Origin of the sequence: Rhizobium sp. M10, assembly GCF_002531955.1 — a bacterium.
GTDB classification, from domain to species: domain Bacteria; phylum Pseudomonadota; class Alphaproteobacteria; order Rhizobiales; family Rhizobiaceae; genus Rhizobium; species Rhizobium etli_C.
On record NZ_NWTA01000020.1, the window covers coordinates 44,266 to 60,603 of the forward strand.

A 16,338-nucleotide genomic window follows, 5' to 3' on the forward strand; every position below is an offset into this window, starting at 1 on the left:
TTCAGATTTCGAATTGACAGGCTGCGTGTAACTCTACTATTTTTGTAGACATACAAGCTGTCGGCGGGGACTTTGGCCCCCCGGGCGGCTGTTTTTTTGCATTGCGGCAGCTTCGGAGAGATATTTGCTCCTGTGGCCGCAGCTTTCGAAATCCCTTTTTCTGTGCGATGCATGCGCGAACTGCGATACTCCTGCTCAACAAAGGACAGGATTCCCATGACTGTTGACAATACGATTGCGGAAGAAGGGCCGATTGCGGAAGCCGAGGCGCTGAACGACAAGCTGGCGGGTCTCGACCTTGCCGGGCGTCTGTCGCTGGTGGCGGGCCTTGGCGGGCGCGTGGTGTTCACCACCTCGCTCGGCATCGAGGACCAGGTGATCAGCGCCGAGATCGGCACACACCGCCTGCCGATCGACATCGCGACGCTTGAGACCGGCCGGCTGTTTGCCGAGACGCTGTCGCTGATCGAAGAGACGGAAGCCCAGTACGACATCCACATTCAGCGCTTCACACCCGAAAAGGCCGATATCGACGCCTATGCGGCCAAATACGGCCTCAACGGTTTCTACGAGAGCGTCGAAGCCAGGCATGCCTGTTGTGGCGTGCGCAAGCTGAAGCCGCTTGCGCGCGCGCTCGAAGGGGCAACGATCTGGATCACCGGCCTGCGCCGCGGCCAATCGGCCAACCGCGCCGAGACGCCCTTTGCCGAATATGACACCGAACGGCACCTCGTGAAGATCAATCCGCTCGCCGATTGGGACATCGAGGCGATCAAGGCCTTCGTTTCCGACAACGGCGTGCCGGTCAATCCGCTGCATGCCCGCGGCTATCCCTCGATCGGCTGCGAGCCGTGCACGCGGGCGATCAAGCCCGGCGAGCCGGAGCGCGCCGGCCGCTGGTGGTGGGAGCAGGACGAAAAGCGCGAATGCGGCCTGCATGTCGCCGAAGAGGCTTCGGTGATCGCCGCGCAGTAATCAACCCTCACGGCTTTCCCAATCAGGGCGCGGCGACCGCCGCAGCCTTTGGGAAAGCCAACATCACGGACTTGTTTGCGGGCAGCCGCAAACGACCGATAGCCTGGAGTAAGACATGCCCGATAGCCGTCCGGATACGGAACTCAGCAACCCGCAGAGCGCCAAGGCGCCGCTCGACCCGCATCTGAAGGCGCTGGAAAACGAATCCATCCATATCTTCCGCGAGGTCGCGGCCGAATTCGAGCGTCCTGTCATGCTCTATTCGATCGGCAAGGATTCCTCGGTGCTGCTGCATCTGGCGCGCAAGGCCTTCTATCCCGGCCGAGTGCCCTTCCCGCTCCTGCATGTGAACACCGGCTGGAAGTTCCGCGAGATGATCGCCTTCCGCGACGAGACCGCGAAGAAGTATGACCTCGACCTGATCGAGCATATCAATCCGCGCGGTGCGGCCGAAAATATCACGCCCTTCACCCATGGTTCGGCCGCCTTCACCGACATCATGAAGACCGAGGGCCTGCGCCAGGCGCTCGATGCCGGCCAGTTCGACGCCGCTTTCGGCGGCGCGCGGCGCGACGAGGAGGCAAGCCGCGCCAAGGAGCGCATCTATTCCTTCCGCACGCCCGATCACCGCTGGGATCCGCGCAACCAGCGGCCGGAACTCTGGAACGTCTACAACGGCATGATCCGCAAGGGCGAAAGCGTGCGCGCCTTCCCGCTGTCGAACTGGACCGAGGTCGATATCTGGCGCTACATCCAGGCCGAGGACATTCCGCTGGTTCCGCTCTATTACGCCAGGAAGCGGCCTTTCGTGGAGCGCGACGGCATGATGATCCTGGCCGAGGATCCGCGCCTGGAACTGCTGCCCGGCGAAGTCCGCCAGGAAGGCATGATCCGCTTCCGCACCCTCGGCGACTTCCCGCTGACCGGCGCCATCCGCTCACAGGCGACCACGCTGGAAGAGGTGATTGCCGAACTCGAAATCGCAACGGTGTCCGAACGCCAGGGCCGCGCCATCGACCGCGACCAGTCCGGCTCCATGGAAAAGAAGAAGCGTGAAGGATATTTCTGAGATGACCGCAGCCAACACCGCCGTCTCGGCCGCCACCGCCGTCAGCCTGCCCGCGGCCGAGCCGCAGAAGGCCCAGCGCGACTCGCGCCCGCTGCGGCTCATCACCTGCGGCAGCGTCGATGACGGCAAGTCGACGCTGATCGGCCGCCTGCTCTGGGACACCAAGGCGGTCAAGGAAGACCAGGCAGCCACGCTGCAGCGCGATTCCACCGGCAAGCAGAACGATCTCGGCCTGCCCGACTTCGCCCTGCTGCTCGATGGCCTGCAGGCCGAGCGCGAACAGGGCATCACCATCGATGTCGCCTATCGATATTTCTCGACCGACAAGCGCTCCTTCATCGTCGCCGACACGCCCGGTCACGAGCAATATACCCGCAACATGGCGACCGGTGCTTCGACCGCCGATCTCGCCATCCTGCTCGTCGACGCGCGCTTCGGCATTCTCGAGCAAACGCGCCGTCATGCGACGATCGCTTCGCTGCTCGGCATCAAGCAGTTCGTGCTCGCCGTCAACAAGATCGACCTGACCGGCTATGACCGCGCCGGCTTCGACAAGATCAGCCATGAATTCCGGGAGTTTGCGCTGTCGCTCGGCGTCAAGCAGATTACCGCCATTCCGATGTCGGCGCTGAAGGGCGAAAACGTCGTTTATTCCGGCCAGGCCGCCATGCCCTGGTACAGCGGCCCGACGCTGGTGGAGACGCTGGAGCTTGCGACCGTTCGCTCGTCGCAGACGGTCGGCTTCCGCCTCTCGGTGCAGCGCGTGTCGCGCCCGGGCGAAAGCTTCCGCGGCTATCAGGGCACGGTTGCCGGCGGTTCTGTCAAACCCGGCGACAGCGTCATGATCCTGCCGTCCGGCATGGTCGCCAATGTCTCCAAGATCGTCACCTTCGATTTGGTGCGCAACGCTGCCGTTGCCGGCGATGCGATCACGCTGGTGCTCGACCGCCAGGTCGACGTGGCGCGCGGCGACATGATCGTCTCGATCGACGCCCAGCCGCAGGTCGGCCTCGCCTTCGACGCGCAGATCGTCGCCCTCCAGCCCGAGGGCATCGAACCCGGCAAACGCTACTGGCTGAAGAGCGGCTCGCGCCGCCAGCGCGTCCAGGTGCAGCCGCTCAGCCAGCTGGAATTGAAGACCGGCAGCTGGACTGCCGCCCAGCGGCTCTACATGAACGCCATCGGCAAAGTCCGGCTGGTGTTCGACGAGTCGGCGATCTTCGATCCCTACGAGCAGAACCGCCAGTCCGGCTCCTTTATCCTGATCGACCCGGAGACCAACAACACGGTCGCCGGCGGCATGGTGACGGGCAAGCGCAGCGAACTCGGCGGCCTGCACAATGGCGAAGGCCGCGTCATCCTCTCGCTGCCGGCCGATCTTGCCGAGCAGATCATGGCCAGCGAACTCTTCGCCAGCCGCAGCCACGAGGCCGAGGTGCGCCGCATGACGGCGGCCGAAGCGGCAGAGCTCTGGTCGAGTGCTGCAAGCGATATCTGATAGGGATTGAGGGGCTCCCTCCGCCCTCATCCTGAGGTGCCCCGCAGGGGCCTCGAAGGACGAGGGCGGCCACCCGCATCTCCTCTGGTAGCGGATGGAGTGAGTGCGGCTCCTCACCCGCCCCCGTCCTTCGAGGCTTCGGCCTTTTGGCCTGCGCACCTCAGGATTAGGGCTGATCGTGATGCCGTGTGGTTGGTGGCTGATCGCTGTGGGCTGCTCGACAGATGTCCGCTCCACCCTCCGATAAGTCTGGCTACGCCCTCTCTCCGACCTCATCCTGAGGTGCCCCGCAGGGGCCTCGAAGGACGAGGTCGGCCACCGGCATCTCCTCACAATAGATGCGCCCGTAGTGCTGCTCATCACCCGCCCCCGTCCTTCGAGGCTTCGGCTTTGGCCTGCGCACCTCAGGATGAGGGCTGATCGAGGTGCCGTGTGGCTGCTCACTCAGCTCATTTTGCTGTGACGGCCTCTACGGCCGACAAAATCAGAGTTTTCAGAAAACGGGCTTTTTCGGTCCACGATTGGCTGTTTACGCTTGCCCGCGGGCCAATGTGGGACCATTCTTAGATCGGATCCTGGCGATGCGGTAAGACGAGAGGTCAGGCCTTGCAACGCTCAATCTCGACCTCGAAGCACGTGGCGCCTTTTCTCGACTGATCCCCGAGCGAGGAGGTTCTCCATGTCCACGCTCTCTGTCGACCATCCGCTGCAACCGGGCGACCGGGTTCCGAACGTTGTGCTTGATGCGATCTCGCGTGAGGGGAAGATCGCCCTTGATGATTTTCGTGGCCGCAGCCCATTGTTGATCGGTTTGTTTCGAGGCCTGCATTGCCCGTTCTGCCGGCGCCATGTCGCGGCCATGGCATATCTCAACCCGATGCTGCGTGAGAAAGGCGTCCAATCCCTGGCTGTTGTAAACACGCCGGTCGAACGCGCGCGGCTTTATTTCCGGTACTATCCGATACCCGATCTTCTCGCTGCTTCCGACCCGGTACGGGCTTCGCACCAAGCCTTCGGCTTGCGCGAGGTCGGGATCGATACGGTCATGGCGATACGGATCGATCTTCCGGGCGAGTTGCCCGAGCCCATGAACCCGATGGCAATGGACGAATTTATTAACAAGAAGGAAGGATATCAAATTACGGAAGCCGATCAGCAGATGATGACGGCCGACCACGGGCAGCTTGTCGGTCAGTTCCTCATCGACCGGGAGGGCATCGTGCGCTGGAGCTTCACTGAAGTTCTGGAGGCTGGGCTTCAGACATACAAGGCACCGAATTCCCAGGAATTGATCTCGGTCGCTTCCCGAGTCGCCCTTTGAGCCGTCAATGTCATAGGAGCAGTCCGTCGAGGCCTTTTGCGGTAGAACACGCGGCAGCACCCGGCTATAAAGCTCGTGCTGCGTGGCCTTTTTAGCGGTAACCGATGCCCAATTCTCCCGAATCCTCAGGTGAAAGCGTTAGCAGTTCGAGCTCGGGTCGCGATCAGAACCTGGATTCGGCAGCGCCGCCGGCCGCCCCGGATTCGCCGACCACCCAAGGCGACGACGCGAAGCCGTCCCATGGATCCTTCGACCAAACCAGGCAGGCCGCCAGAACTCTGTTGCGTGCGATACGCCAGGATGTGCAGGCAAGTTCTGCCTTGGCAAAGATCAAGACGGCCGCATTGTCTTGGAGGGCGAAGCTCCGGAGGTCGACGCGGCCTGGAATAGCGTCGGCGCCCCACAAATGGATGACGACAGCCTTGGTCAAAGCCGGGCGCGGTATTCGCGATTGGCGTTCAAAGCCGCGTGAAGGTCGACGGAGCGCATCGCTTATTGCGGGCTGGCGGAAATTCGCTCTCGGGTCGATCCTTCTTGTCTGCCTCCTCGTCGGAAGCGTGCTGGTGTGGGCATTGAAAGACGTGCCCTGGAGCGAAATCCGGGATGGCACGTTAAAGCCGGTCGTCGTGCTGGAAACCGCCGACGGTGCGCCGCTGGTCAGACAGGGGCCTTATCAAGGGCCGTATGCCCGATACGACCAGTTTCCGCCCTATCTGATCGATGCCGTCCTTTCGATCGAGGATCGCCGGTTCATGGATCATTTCGGCGTCGACCCCAGGGGCATCGGGAGGGCGCTTCTGCGCAACCTCGAGGCTGGCTCGGTGGTGGAAGGCGGCAGCACGATCACCCAGCAGCTCATCAAGCTGCAATACCTCGACAGCGACCGAACCATAAAACGAAAGATCCAGGAAGTCGTCATCGCTTTCTGGCTGGAGTGGAAGCTCGGCAAGGCGGAAATCCTGACGCGCTATCTCAACAGCGTCTATCTTGGCGCCGGCGCCACCGGCATGCCTGCCGCCGCGCGCATCTATTTCAACAAGGACATCGGCGCCCTCAACCTGCCGGAGTCGGCGATGCTGGCGGGATTGCTGCGGGCGCCGAGCCAATGGAATCCCATCGACAATTTCGAAGGCGCCCGGCAGCGCACCATGGTCGTTCTCGACGCCATGGCGGCCAATGGCAAGATCACCGCGCCGCAGGCGGCCGAGGCCAAGACGAGCTTTACCAGGCTGCACCCAACGACGCCCACGCCGCGCTCCGGAAGCTGGTTTGCCGACTGGATTTCGCCGCAGGCAAGCGAAATCGCCGGCGCCTCGCCAGGTTCGACTTCGGTGCGCACCACGCTGGTGCCGCAGTTGCAGCAGATCGCCGAACGGGTCGTGAAAAGAGCCCTGGACAGTGAGGGAAAGACGGTCGGCGCATCGCAGGCCGCCTTGGTTGCGATGACGCCGGACGGCGCGGTCGTCGCGATGGTTGGCGGGCGCGACTACAAGGCGAGCCAGTTCAACCGTGCCGTCACGGCGATGCGCCAGCCGGGTTCCACTTTCAAGCTGTTCGTCTATTACGCAGCATTGAAGGCCGGGCTCACTCTGTCCGACCGGGTTCTGGACGCGCCAATCGACATCAACGGCTGGTCGCCGGACAATTCCGGCGGCGACTTTCGCGGCTGGGTAACGCTTGCCGAAGCCTTCGCGCGATCGCTCAATGCCGCGTCGGTGGCGCTTGCCGAAGAGGTCGGTCTGGACAATGTGATTGCCGCAGCGCGCGAACTCGGCATCGATGCGCCCTTGGCCAACACGCCGTCTTTGGCACTTGGCACATCCGAAGTAAATCTGCTTAACCTCACCAGCGCCTATGCGTCCGTCCAACTCGGCAAGGCCCCTGTCAAGCCCTGGGGCATCATCGACTTCCAGGCGGCCGGGCAGCCCACGACGTTTCGCGTTGGCCAGCAATCAAAGCCGAATGTCGATCTTTCGCCCTACCAGTCCGATCTTCTCGGCCTCCTGCAGTTGGTGGTCGAGCACGGCACTGGACGTGGCGCAGATCCCGGCACCTTTGCGGCCGGTAAGACCGGCACGAGCCAGGACAATCGTGATGCCTGGTTCGTCGGCTTCACGGACACGCTCGTCGTCGGTGTCTGGGTTGGCAATGATGATGACGCGCCGATGAAGGGGGTGACGGGCGGCAGCCTGCCGGCGCATATCTGGCGGGACTTCATGCGCGAGGCGGCGAGCGAACCGACGCTGAACGGCGTGCGATCGAGCGAAGCAGTGGTCGACAGTCAAGGCGCCCCGCAGTCCTGCAACATCACCGCCTGTTCGCGCAGTTACCGCTCCTTCCGCCCATCCGATTGTACCTATCAGCCCTATTCCGGCAGCCGACGGCTTTGCGAAAAGTGATGTGGCTCGGCAGAGATAGAGCACCGGCCATCCTTGCCTCACACACGGTCATTCCGACCAGCCGCAACGAACTGCCGCCTGGCCACGCCGCCATTTATCCATAAAATGGCATTATCTTATGCATTTCAGCCGTCTGTAACCATAGTTCCTGTTTCGATAGTGTCCCCAGCGTCGAGGCAGGGCGTTCGGCATGGACCACCCGCCCTTCCTTGCAGAGACGCCGGCCGATTTCCTCGGCGGCGAGCGACAGGAAAGGATGAAAGCCATGTCTACAGACACCAAGCCGCTGATCGCGGTTACCGGTGCAACGAGCAAACAGGGACGCAGCGTCGTTGCGACACTTCTTGAAAGCCAGCGCTTCCGCGTCCGTGCTTTCACGCGCAGACAGGATTCGCCGGAAGCTTTGCGTCTGAAAAAACTCGGCGCTGAGATCGTCACCGTGCCGCTCGAACTCGGCCATCAGAAGGATCTCGTTGCGGCCTTCAAGGGCGCGGATGGCGCGTTTGTGATGACGCCGCCGATCGCCCCGCCGGAGGCAATCGAGGCGCCTCTCGGCCGGCAGTTGGCGGATGCGGCCGTGGAGGCCGGCGTCGGGCACATTGTGTTCAGCACGCTCGAGAATGTCGAGGAGATCACCGGCGGGACGAAATATGCGCCGCACTTCACCGACAAAGCCCGCGTGGCAGATCACATTCGCGGCCTGCCGGTCTCGCATTCCTTCATCATGCTGGCATTCTTCTACACCAACCTTCTCGAATATTATGCGCCGCGCATGGAAGGCGACACCCTGCTCCTGCCGATTTATCTCCCCGAGGATTTCGCAGCGCCTTTCGTCGATCCGCTGACCGCGACGGGGCCTGTTGTCCTCGAGATCTTCTCAAACCCCGAGCGCTATAACGGCAAAACGCTGCCGGTCGTCGGCGATATCATTTCTCCGCGGCAGATGGTCGAAACCTTTCAACGCGTGACCGGCCGTAAGGCCGAGTATCGAAATGCTTTCACCAGAGAGGGGCTGCTGACCTATTTTCCGGAGTTCGCCGCCAACGAATTTCTCGTTCGAGAGATTCTCGGGATGGTCGAATACGCTGTCGAGTACGGCTATTTCGGCAAGGAACACGATCTCGAATGGAGCCGTCGCCTGAACCCCGAGACGCTCAGCTGGGAGCAATTTCTGCGGACGTCGGGGTGGCGCGGCGACAAGCGGTCTTTCGGCGGTTGAAGCCTTACGTTGGCCGGATGCCCGGCAGCTTGGCGATCTCTGCGGCAAGAAAGTCGACGAGGAGGCGAACGCGGGCAATGGCTGCACGCTCGGGAACAATCAGCAAGCTCACCGGAACCGGCAAAGGCCGATAGTCTTCGAGCACCACCTCGAGCCGGCCATCGTCCAGAAGATCGTGCACCAACCAAAGATGGGTAGGGCCAATGCCGCGTCCGGCGGCAAGGGCTTCGCGCGCCGCAAGCCCGTGGTCGACGCGCAGCCGGCCGCCGACCGGAATGATCAGCCGGGTGCCGTCGGGAGCGGAAAGAAGGAGCTGATTGCTGCCTGCGACGTTGGACATCACGACGGTTTCGTAGCGTGACAGATCGGCCGGACGCTCCGGCCGTCCCCGGGCGGACAAATAAGCCGGAGCGCCGACCAACAGCCGCTGGCTCTCTCCGACCGCATGAAGTTTCATTGAGCTGTCGGCGAGCGGTCCGAGACGAAGCGCGACGTCAACGCCTTCGCGAACCAGGTCGATCCGCTCGTCCGTCAGGTTGAGGTCGATGCGGATATCGGGATGCCTGTCCTGGAAGGCAAAGATCATTCGCGTGACATGCATGACGCCGAGTGCTGCCGTACAGGAAAGGCGAACCGCGCCGGCCGGCGCCTGACGTGCATCTCTGGCTTCTTCGGCAGCCTGTTCGACCAGGCGCAATATCTGAAGGCAGTTGGCATAATAGCGGCTGCCCTCTTCCGTCAGCGTGACGCGACGCGTGGTGCGGCTGAGAAGCGGCACGCCGACGGCCTCCTCAAGCTCTTTGAGATGCCGCGTCACGGTGGATTGGCCGACGCCCAGCTCCTTTGCGACCATCGACAGGTTGCCGCGCTCGGCGACGCGAACAAAGGTGCGCATCCTGTCGAAAAACAGTCCCGCCTTATCCATTTTTCAGCACAGTGATCGTCATTACGTCCATATACGGAATAATCCTGACTGTGCCTAGCAGCAAGGCGCGGCTCCACGTCTGTTGACGCGGTGTCTTAGGAGTTTAGCGCGTCGAGCCGCGCGCGATGATCGAAAAGCCGCAATCGACCTTCTCTTCGTCAAGCGGCTCGTCGCGAATGGCGCGCAGCAGCATGTCGGCGACGCGGTAGCCGATGTCCTGGCGCGGGATGTACACCGTCGTCAGCGACGGCTCGATGAAGGCGGAGAATTCCAGATCGTTGAAGCCGCAGATGCCGACATCCTCCGGCACGCGGATGCCCCGCGCCTTGCATTCGATGAGGACGCCGAGCGCCAGTTCGTCGCTCTGGGCAAAGACGGCATCGACATCGGGCACGCGCTCGAGCACGCGGGCAAACAGCTCCCTGCCGAGGCCGATCCGGCTTGGCGCATCGCCGCCGATGACGAGATCTTCCTGGTACAACCCGGCTTCCCGCATCACATCCTCATAACCTTGGATGCGCCGGCGCGAGCGGACATCGGCGCCGCGGCCGAAGAAGGAGATCCTCTTGTAGCCCCTCGATAACAGGAAACGGGTGGGTTCGGCGCCCGCCGTATAATGATCGAGGCCGACGACCAGCTTCTGCGGCTCCTGGCTGAGATCGGTGATATGGGCGATGGGACAGTTAGCGTTTTCGATCAGCGGCAGAAGATCGCGGTAGGATTCGGCGCCGGCGATGATGACGCCGGCCGGCTTCTGCGTCAGGAAGGATTTCAACAGGCCGGCCTCGCCCTCGGCATGATGCAGCGTATTGGAATATTGCACGGTGAGATCGGTGTCGCGGAAACGATCCTCGATACCGACCATCAAGCCGGTAAAGCCGTATTGGTGCAAGGCGGGCGTGATGACGGCGACGATGCCGTTGTGGCGGCCGGCCAGCGCCCGGGCGGCGAGATTGGGAATATAGCCCATCTCCTCGACCACGCGCAGGATCTCCTCGCGCAGATCCTCGGAGACGATTTCGGGATTGCGCAGCGCGCGCGAGATCGTGATCGGGCTGACGCCCACCTTCTTCGCCACATCGCTGAGCTTCACAGGCGCACCGCGCCTGGGCTTCCTCCCCCGCTCCACCGACTTGCTCATCGCTCCCCGTCTGCCGCTGCGGGACTCGGCGATTCTCCGCCCTTACTTTCTGCAGAAGAAATAATTTAGAGTCTACTAACATCGTATGATGACGCCATATTCCGCGCAGGCGGCGGAATCGTCAGCTGCCAATAGGCCTATTGTTTTCGATGGAAATCCGAGCGGAAGCGACGATGCCGGAGAGAACCAGCCGGCATTTGCCGATGCGCCGCAGCCGCCTTGAGCCGCGGCCGGAAACGAAGGTTAAACCCAAGTCAAACCTTACAAATCGGCAATATAAACATGATCGATATTTAATTTGTAAATCGGTTCGACGGGATCATATCATAGGCGAGCGCGAATTCTTTCATTCGCCCGGCCGCCGCCGCCCGACGACTGCGCGTGCCCCCAAGAGGAATTGGCGCCATACGCCATCCGACGCCAGGTCCCATGACATGGAACCACGACGCCATCAAAAGCCAATATTCTTCCAAGGGGCGATCGCCCACGGGATTACCGCCATGTCACCTATCCTCCGCCAACACCGCACCGCCGCGCTCGTCGGAGCCGCCATCATCGCCGGCGCGGCCTGCCTGCCTTTTGCGATCAACACGTCCAAGGCTTTTGCCGCGCCTTCGGATACCGGCGGCATTCTCGCCGCAGGCGGCTCGTTCGCCGCGATCGTCGAGGCCGACAAGCCGGCCGTCGTCACCATCACCACGACGATGAGGACGACCGATGTCAGCGCCGATCAGCAATCGCCAATGGACGAGCAGTTCCGCCAGTTCTTCGAGGATCAGGGCATCCCCCTGCCCCGGCAGGCGCCGCGCAATCAGCCCTCGCAGCATGCGATGGCGCTCGGCTCCGGCTTCATCATCAGCCCCGACGGCGTCATCGTCACCAACAACCATGTCATCGACAATGCCCTCGATATCAAGGTGACGCTCGACGACGGCAGCGAACTGCCGGCCAAGCTGATCGGAACCGACCCGAAATCCGATGTCGCCGTCCTGAAGATCGCCGCCGGCAAGCCGCTGCAGACCATCGCCTGGGGTGATTCCGACCGGCTGAAGCTCGGCGACCAGATCCTGGCGATCGGCAATCCCTTCGGCATCGGCACCACGGTGACGGCCGGCATCGTCTCGGCGCGCGGCCGCGACCTGCACAGCGGACCCTATGACGATTTCATCCAGATCGACGCACCGATCAACCACGGCAACTCAGGCGGCCCGCTCGTCGACCGCGAGGGCAAGGTGGTCGGCATCAACACCGCCATCTATTCGCCGAACGGCGGCAGCGTCGGCGTCGGTTTCGCCATTCCCTCCGATGAGGCCACGGCGATCGTCGCCAAGCTTGAGAAGAACGGCTCGATCGATCACGGCTATCTCGGCGTGCAGATCCAGCCGGTCACCAAGGACGTCGCCGATGCCGTCGGCCTCGACAAGACCGGCGGCGCGCTGGTCGCCGCCGTTTCCGCCGATACCCCGGCCGCAGAGGCCGGCCTGAAACCCGGCGATATCGTCACCTCGGTCGGCGGCGAGGCCGTCAAGACGCCGAAGGACCTGTCGCGGCTCGTCGCCGATCTTTCGCCGGGCACGCGGGAATCGCTCGCTGTCTGGCGCGACGGCAAGACGATCGATCTCAACGTCACCGTCGGCGCCAATGCCGACGGCCAGAAGCAGGCCGCGGCGACAAGCCCGGAAGCGCAGGGCGAGGCCTCCAGCCAGCCAAGCCTCGGCATCGGCCTTGCCGATCTGACGCCCGATGTGCGCCAGCAGCTCGACCTGCCGCGCTCGGTCAGCGGCGCCGTGGTCGCCAACGTCAAGCCGGACAAGTCGGCGGCCGCCGCCGGCATCCAGTCGGGCGACGTCATCGTCGCGGTCAACGACCGGCCGGTGCACAATGCCCGCGATGTCAAGGCCGCGATCGCCGAAGCCGGCAAGGCCGGCCGCAAATCGGTGCTGCTGCTCGTCGAGCGCGACGGCAACAAGACCTTCGTCGCCGTGCCATTTGCCGCGGCCTGAGACGGCTGCGCGTTGCGACATCCGAAATTGGAGATGGGAAGCCCGTGAAGACGGGCTTTTCCTTGTCTCCGTCCCGCTCCGGCACAAGGCTGCGGCCTGCGGGCCATTCCTGCCGCTGCGCATGGTAAATTCCGAGACTTCCGGCGAATATCCGGCGAGACCGGCGGTTTTTCGTGCCGGAAAGCGACAGGGAAACAAGAGGTTGCGCCATTACCTGACAGGCGGGCGGAAACTGGCCAGCTGCCGCCGGACGAATTAACCCTACCGGCTTACCTTAATATCAGCATCAGCTTGAATGCGTGCCGCCCTATGCCATCGTATTTTCACGATTACTAATTGTCCGGGATGGCTCACCGGACCCGCAGCCCCTCTTTCCCAGGAAAGATCGGCTTCATGCATCAAGGGCGTAACATTTCAAACGGAGGGTATGCCATGAGCAATGTCGTGGAATTTCGTGCCAAATGCCCGCATGTCAAAACTCTGTCCGACTGCCGCGAGGCGCTTGAACCGCATGTGATGAAGATTGTCGCCGAGGCCGTCGGCTGGGGCTTTCCGCCGGCGGAAGCGGCCATGGTGGTCGCCGATATTGCCGATGATTACATTCTGATGCTGTCGCGCGAGCTGCGGCATTAAACGGCGCGGGCGACCGCACGCCACCGTCAGCCGGAAATGCCGGTATCAGTGGGCCGCGCAGCGCCTGCAGGGGTAGCAGGGGTACACAGGAGACGAAAACCTGCCACGCGGCCCTGCGATCAAAACACTGGCTCGTGCCGGAAGTTCCCGGCGGAGATACTTGAACGGCGGAGTATTTCCTAACTTATTTCTCGATGCGGAAATATTCCGTTACCGATAGTCGCGCGTCCCGAGTAAAACTTCGTCGCACAATCTATCCAGGCCGCCTTTTCTGCTTCCGCCTTCGGAAATCAGACAGCTCGGCCGCATGCATTCACCGCCATTTCGGCTGGCGCGGCGGCGCATTGGCCTGGATCTCATGCAACGGCGCGTGAGACCCGAGCAGCTTCTTCAGCTTCTTCTCCTCCGCCGGCCCAATCCCAAACTTGCGGCAATGCTCTGCAACATCATGCTCCCGGGGCCCGGGAATGCGAACTTGGCGATTGTTCATGCTCTTCATGTCTGTTTCCTCCTATAAGAGGATAACAAACAAGGCGTGGGTTTGGTTCGTTAGTGAAGTCTAAAATTTAGGGATCTTATCTAGTCGTTGATGGCGCCAATATATCAGGCGCAGTTTGCCTGGAATTGCTGTCGATCGGCGCCCCCACGTCAACTGATCTTCAACCAATGCCTGAGCGCCGCCACCGCCCCGTCGCTGGCATAGGCGATGATGCCGCCGGTCGTCAGCCCGGCAAAGGCGATCACGCCTGAAATCCCGTAGCCGATCGATTTCATCCGTTTCCATTCCTCGAGCGCCGGGCCGACCGTCTCCTGGTTCTTCTCGACGGTTTCCTTGAGCGTCCTGAACTCGGCGCGGACCTGCGCATCGGCGCCGCCGCTGATCGCCACTTTGGTATCGAGATGGGCGATCTGCCTTGTCTGCTCGTCGAGCCGTTTGTGGATCACCGCGCTGAAATCATGGGCATTGGCCTTTTCGTCGCTCATCTCCTGGCGCAGCAGCGCGACGTTTTCCTCGATCCCGGTCAGCCTTCCTTCCACGCGCCCGAGAGCGCGCAGGATATCGTCGTTCGATGTCATATCGGCACCCGTTATGAATTGAATTTCAGTTTTTCGGATTGCGGAATGCCGCCGGCGATGCGGTCGATCATAACCGGGTACGGGTGCACGCCATCAGACGTCACGCTCGGCCGCACGACGGACCCGACCGGCAGCACCGCAGCACGTACCGGCGATATCGTCAGGACATTGCCGGCGATACTTGCGATTGTCGTGGTCGAAATCCGCGCCATGCCATCGGGTCCGGCATAGGTGTTGATCTCCTGCTCGGGGCGAAAGACGCTCGCATCCGCGACCTCGATCGTCGAATAGGTTGCAACACCGTCTGTCCCTGCCTGCGTGGTGACGGTCGTGCTGGCAAGCTCCAACATGCCCGGCCAGGCGCCGCCCTTCACAGCGGACGCCCACGCAGAATAGGTGTCGATCGCAGCGTCGCAGCATGCGGACGTCCGCGCCATGATATCGTCATGCAGACGCCATTTGCCCGATGCATCGGTTCCATCTGCCGGCCAGGTGTTGTTTGCCGAATAGCTCTGGAAAGATGCCTGCAGATACAGGTTGCTCGCCGTGATCGAGCCTGTTGCCGGCGAAGTTGCCGATCCCGCGAAGCTATATGTGAAGGTCGTCGAGCCTGTGACGGTGATGACGACATTTCCGTTGTACTCGGTTTGCGTCGCGCCCGCGATCGTAACCGTCTGACCCGACACCAGACCGTTAGTGCCGGAAGAAATCGTCGCAGTGACCACCGTTCCGACAGAGGTCAAGGTGACGGTGCGCGTCGTCACGGTGCGGCCGATCGGCGGGAACGCCACAATGTTGATGCCGGCATATTCCGTCCGGAGGCGCCCGACCAAGGCCCTGTAATTCGTATTGAACCAGGTGCTGTAGGACGTCGAGGTATCGTTCTGCCCCATCTGGTTGGCGATGACGGTGAAGGGCAGTTTGTTGGCGTTGAACGCCTTGATCTCGCGGACGATATCCCTTCGCCGGGTTGCGATGGACGATCCGGATCCGGTGTATTCGCGCACCGATCCGGCGCCCGGCATGCCGATCAGGCAATGCGGAATGCGTCCGGCGCCGCCGTCCTTGTCGAGCCAGCGCCGCAGCCAGCCGAGATTGCCGCGCGCGTCGGCGGCGGCGGAATATTCCTGGCGCGCCTCGCCGATGCTGTCGACGAAACCGAGGGCGACCGGCCTTCCGTCCCAATCGCCCTTGGCGACCATGAAATCGGGACCGTAATATTGCGGCTGCGCCTGCAGGCCATAGCTCACATCGAGGGCGGCGGTGCTGTCGGCGAGCGGCGTGTCCTTGAAAGCAAGCAGCGTGTCGAGATCGCTCGCACCCCAGACGCGTTCGCCGCGATGCTTCTGGATGCGATAGACCGGCCACACCTTTTCGCCGACGGCGGTGTGATAAAACAGCCAGATTTCGATTTCGCTTTCCGGCGCAACATCCGGCACCGTCAGCTCGTCCGTCCAGGCGCCGTTCGTCTGGTCGGCGACCGTCACCGTGTTCGAGCCGGCGAAGCTGCATTGGTAGAAGATGCCGGCGACGCGGATGAACATGGCATCGGCGATGACCGAATTGCCGGGCGCGCCGATCGTGCCGGTGACGACAGTTTCCTGCGGCGAGTTTCCGCCTTCCGTCGAGGCGAAGCCGGAAAGGTGGAAACGGAAGGTCCGCGTCTTATATTGCGGCGTGTTGACGACGATCTTGCTGCAGACATAATTCGTGCCGGCGGCGGCGGTGACAATGCCACCCGACGGCATGCGGTTGCGGGTGGCAAAGAACATGTAGCGGTCGGGATCTCCGGCACTGCCGCCCGTCCCGCTCAGCAGCGGATTGGCAAGGGCAAGCGAAATCGCATTCATCATCGGCGTGTTCCGTATCGGCTGGTGAGGTCGTCGTAGAATTCGACTGTGCGCCCCTGGCGGGCATTGGCGCGGTCGAGCGCCTGGCGCTCGCGGGCAAGGATTGCGATCAGCGGCTCGCCTTCGCGCACGGGCGCATGCGCTTCCTGCCTTCTCAGATCGTCGGGCAGCGGCGGCAGCACGAGGCCGGCCGCAGCCCTCCCCTCGGCGACTGCCGCCTGGTTCAGG

14 protein-coding genes are annotated in these 16,338 nt (G+C 62.5%); 8 read left to right on the forward strand and 6 right to left on the reverse strand.

Features of this window, described 5'->3' with window-relative positions; all coding sequences use genetic code 11:
• Window positions 1–216: 216 nt before the first annotated feature.
• From CO671_RS25365 to CO671_RS25390, 6 genes are all read left to right on the forward strand, one after another.
• Window positions 217–975, forward strand: a complete 759-nt coding sequence (locus CO671_RS25365; RefSeq protein ID WP_097608204.1) for a phosphoadenylyl-sulfate reductase — start codon at window positions 217–219, stop codon at window positions 973–975.
• 115 nt (window positions 976–1,090) lie between these two features.
• Window positions 1,091–2,044 carry a sulfate adenylyltransferase subunit CysD gene (cysD, locus tag CO671_RS25370; RefSeq protein ID WP_010034611.1) on the forward strand — a complete coding sequence of 318 codons (954 nt, stop codon included), beginning with the start codon at window positions 1,091–1,093 and terminating at the stop codon, window positions 2,042–2,044.
• Window position 2,045: 1 nt separating this feature from the next.
• A complete protein-coding gene (gene cysN / locus CO671_RS25375) occupies window positions 2,046–3,542 on the forward strand; it encodes a sulfate adenylyltransferase subunit CysN (RefSeq protein ID WP_097608206.1) in 1,497 nt (498 codons plus the stop codon).
• A gap of 679 nt (window positions 3,543–4,221) precedes the next feature.
• Entirely contained in the window at window positions 4,222–4,863 is a 642-nt protein-coding gene (locus CO671_RS25380; protein ID WP_097608208.1) for a peroxiredoxin-like family protein, read from the forward strand.
• A 104-nt stretch (window positions 4,864–4,967) separates the two neighbouring features.
• Window positions 4,968–7,262: a PBP1A family penicillin-binding protein gene (locus tag CO671_RS25385; RefSeq protein ID WP_097608210.1), complete on the forward strand. Its 2,295-nt coding sequence runs from the start codon at window positions 4,968–4,970 to the stop codon at window positions 7,260–7,262.
• 265 nt (window positions 7,263–7,527) lie between these two features.
• Complete coding sequence (locus CO671_RS25390) at window positions 7,528–8,481, forward strand: NmrA/HSCARG family protein (RefSeq protein ID WP_097608274.1); 954 nt, start codon at window positions 7,528–7,530, stop codon at window positions 8,479–8,481.
• A gap of 4 nt (window positions 8,482–8,485) precedes the next feature.
• Here the strand turns inward: CO671_RS25390 and CO671_RS25395 are convergent, their stop codons facing one another.
• Complete coding sequence (locus CO671_RS25395) at window positions 8,486–9,406, reverse strand: LysR family transcriptional regulator (RefSeq protein ID WP_097608212.1); 921 nt, start codon at window positions 9,404–9,406, stop codon at window positions 8,486–8,488.
• Between the two features lie 103 nt (window positions 9,407–9,509).
• Window positions 9,510–10,547: a LacI family DNA-binding transcriptional regulator gene (locus CO671_RS25400; protein WP_097608213.1), complete on the reverse strand. Its 1,038-nt coding sequence runs from the start codon at window positions 10,545–10,547 to the stop codon at window positions 9,510–9,512.
• 500 nt (window positions 10,548–11,047) lie between these two features.
• Here CO671_RS25400 and CO671_RS25405 point away from each other — a divergent pair, with 500 nt between their 5' ends.
• Together CO671_RS25405 and CO671_RS25410 are read left to right on the forward strand one after the other, a co-directional pair.
• On the forward strand, window positions 11,048–12,550 hold the full coding sequence (locus CO671_RS25405; RefSeq protein ID WP_097608215.1) for a DegQ family serine endoprotease: 1,503 nt from the start codon (window positions 11,048–11,050) through the stop codon (window positions 12,548–12,550).
• A gap of 432 nt (window positions 12,551–12,982) precedes the next feature.
• On the forward strand, window positions 12,983–13,183 hold the full coding sequence (locus CO671_RS25410) for a hypothetical protein (protein WP_010028409.1): 201 nt from the start codon (window positions 12,983–12,985) through the stop codon (window positions 13,181–13,183).
• Window positions 13,184–13,496: 313 nt separating this feature from the next.
• Here CO671_RS25410 and CO671_RS25415 read toward each other — a convergent pair whose 3' ends face one another.
• From CO671_RS25415 to CO671_RS25430, 4 genes are all read right to left on the reverse strand, one after another.
• Entirely contained in the window at window positions 13,497–13,682 is a 186-nt protein-coding gene (locus CO671_RS25415; protein ID WP_004669502.1) for a hypothetical protein, read from the reverse strand.
• A gap of 149 nt (window positions 13,683–13,831) precedes the next feature.
• Window positions 13,832–14,260 (reverse strand): DUF1515 domain-containing protein, encoded by a 429-nt coding sequence (locus tag CO671_RS25420; protein ID WP_097608218.1) that lies wholly within the window; start codon window positions 14,258–14,260, stop codon window positions 13,832–13,834.
• 11 nt (window positions 14,261–14,271) lie between these two features.
• Window positions 14,272–16,113: a hypothetical protein gene (locus CO671_RS25425; protein ID WP_097608220.1), complete on the reverse strand. Its 1,842-nt coding sequence runs from the start codon at window positions 16,111–16,113 to the stop codon at window positions 14,272–14,274.
• A complete protein-coding gene (locus CO671_RS25430) occupies window positions 16,110–16,337 on the reverse strand; it encodes a hypothetical protein (protein ID WP_097608275.1) in 228 nt (75 codons plus the stop codon). The genes CO671_RS25425 and CO671_RS25430 overlap by 4 nt, the downstream gene beginning before the upstream one ends.
• Window position 16,338: the final 1 nt, after the last annotated feature.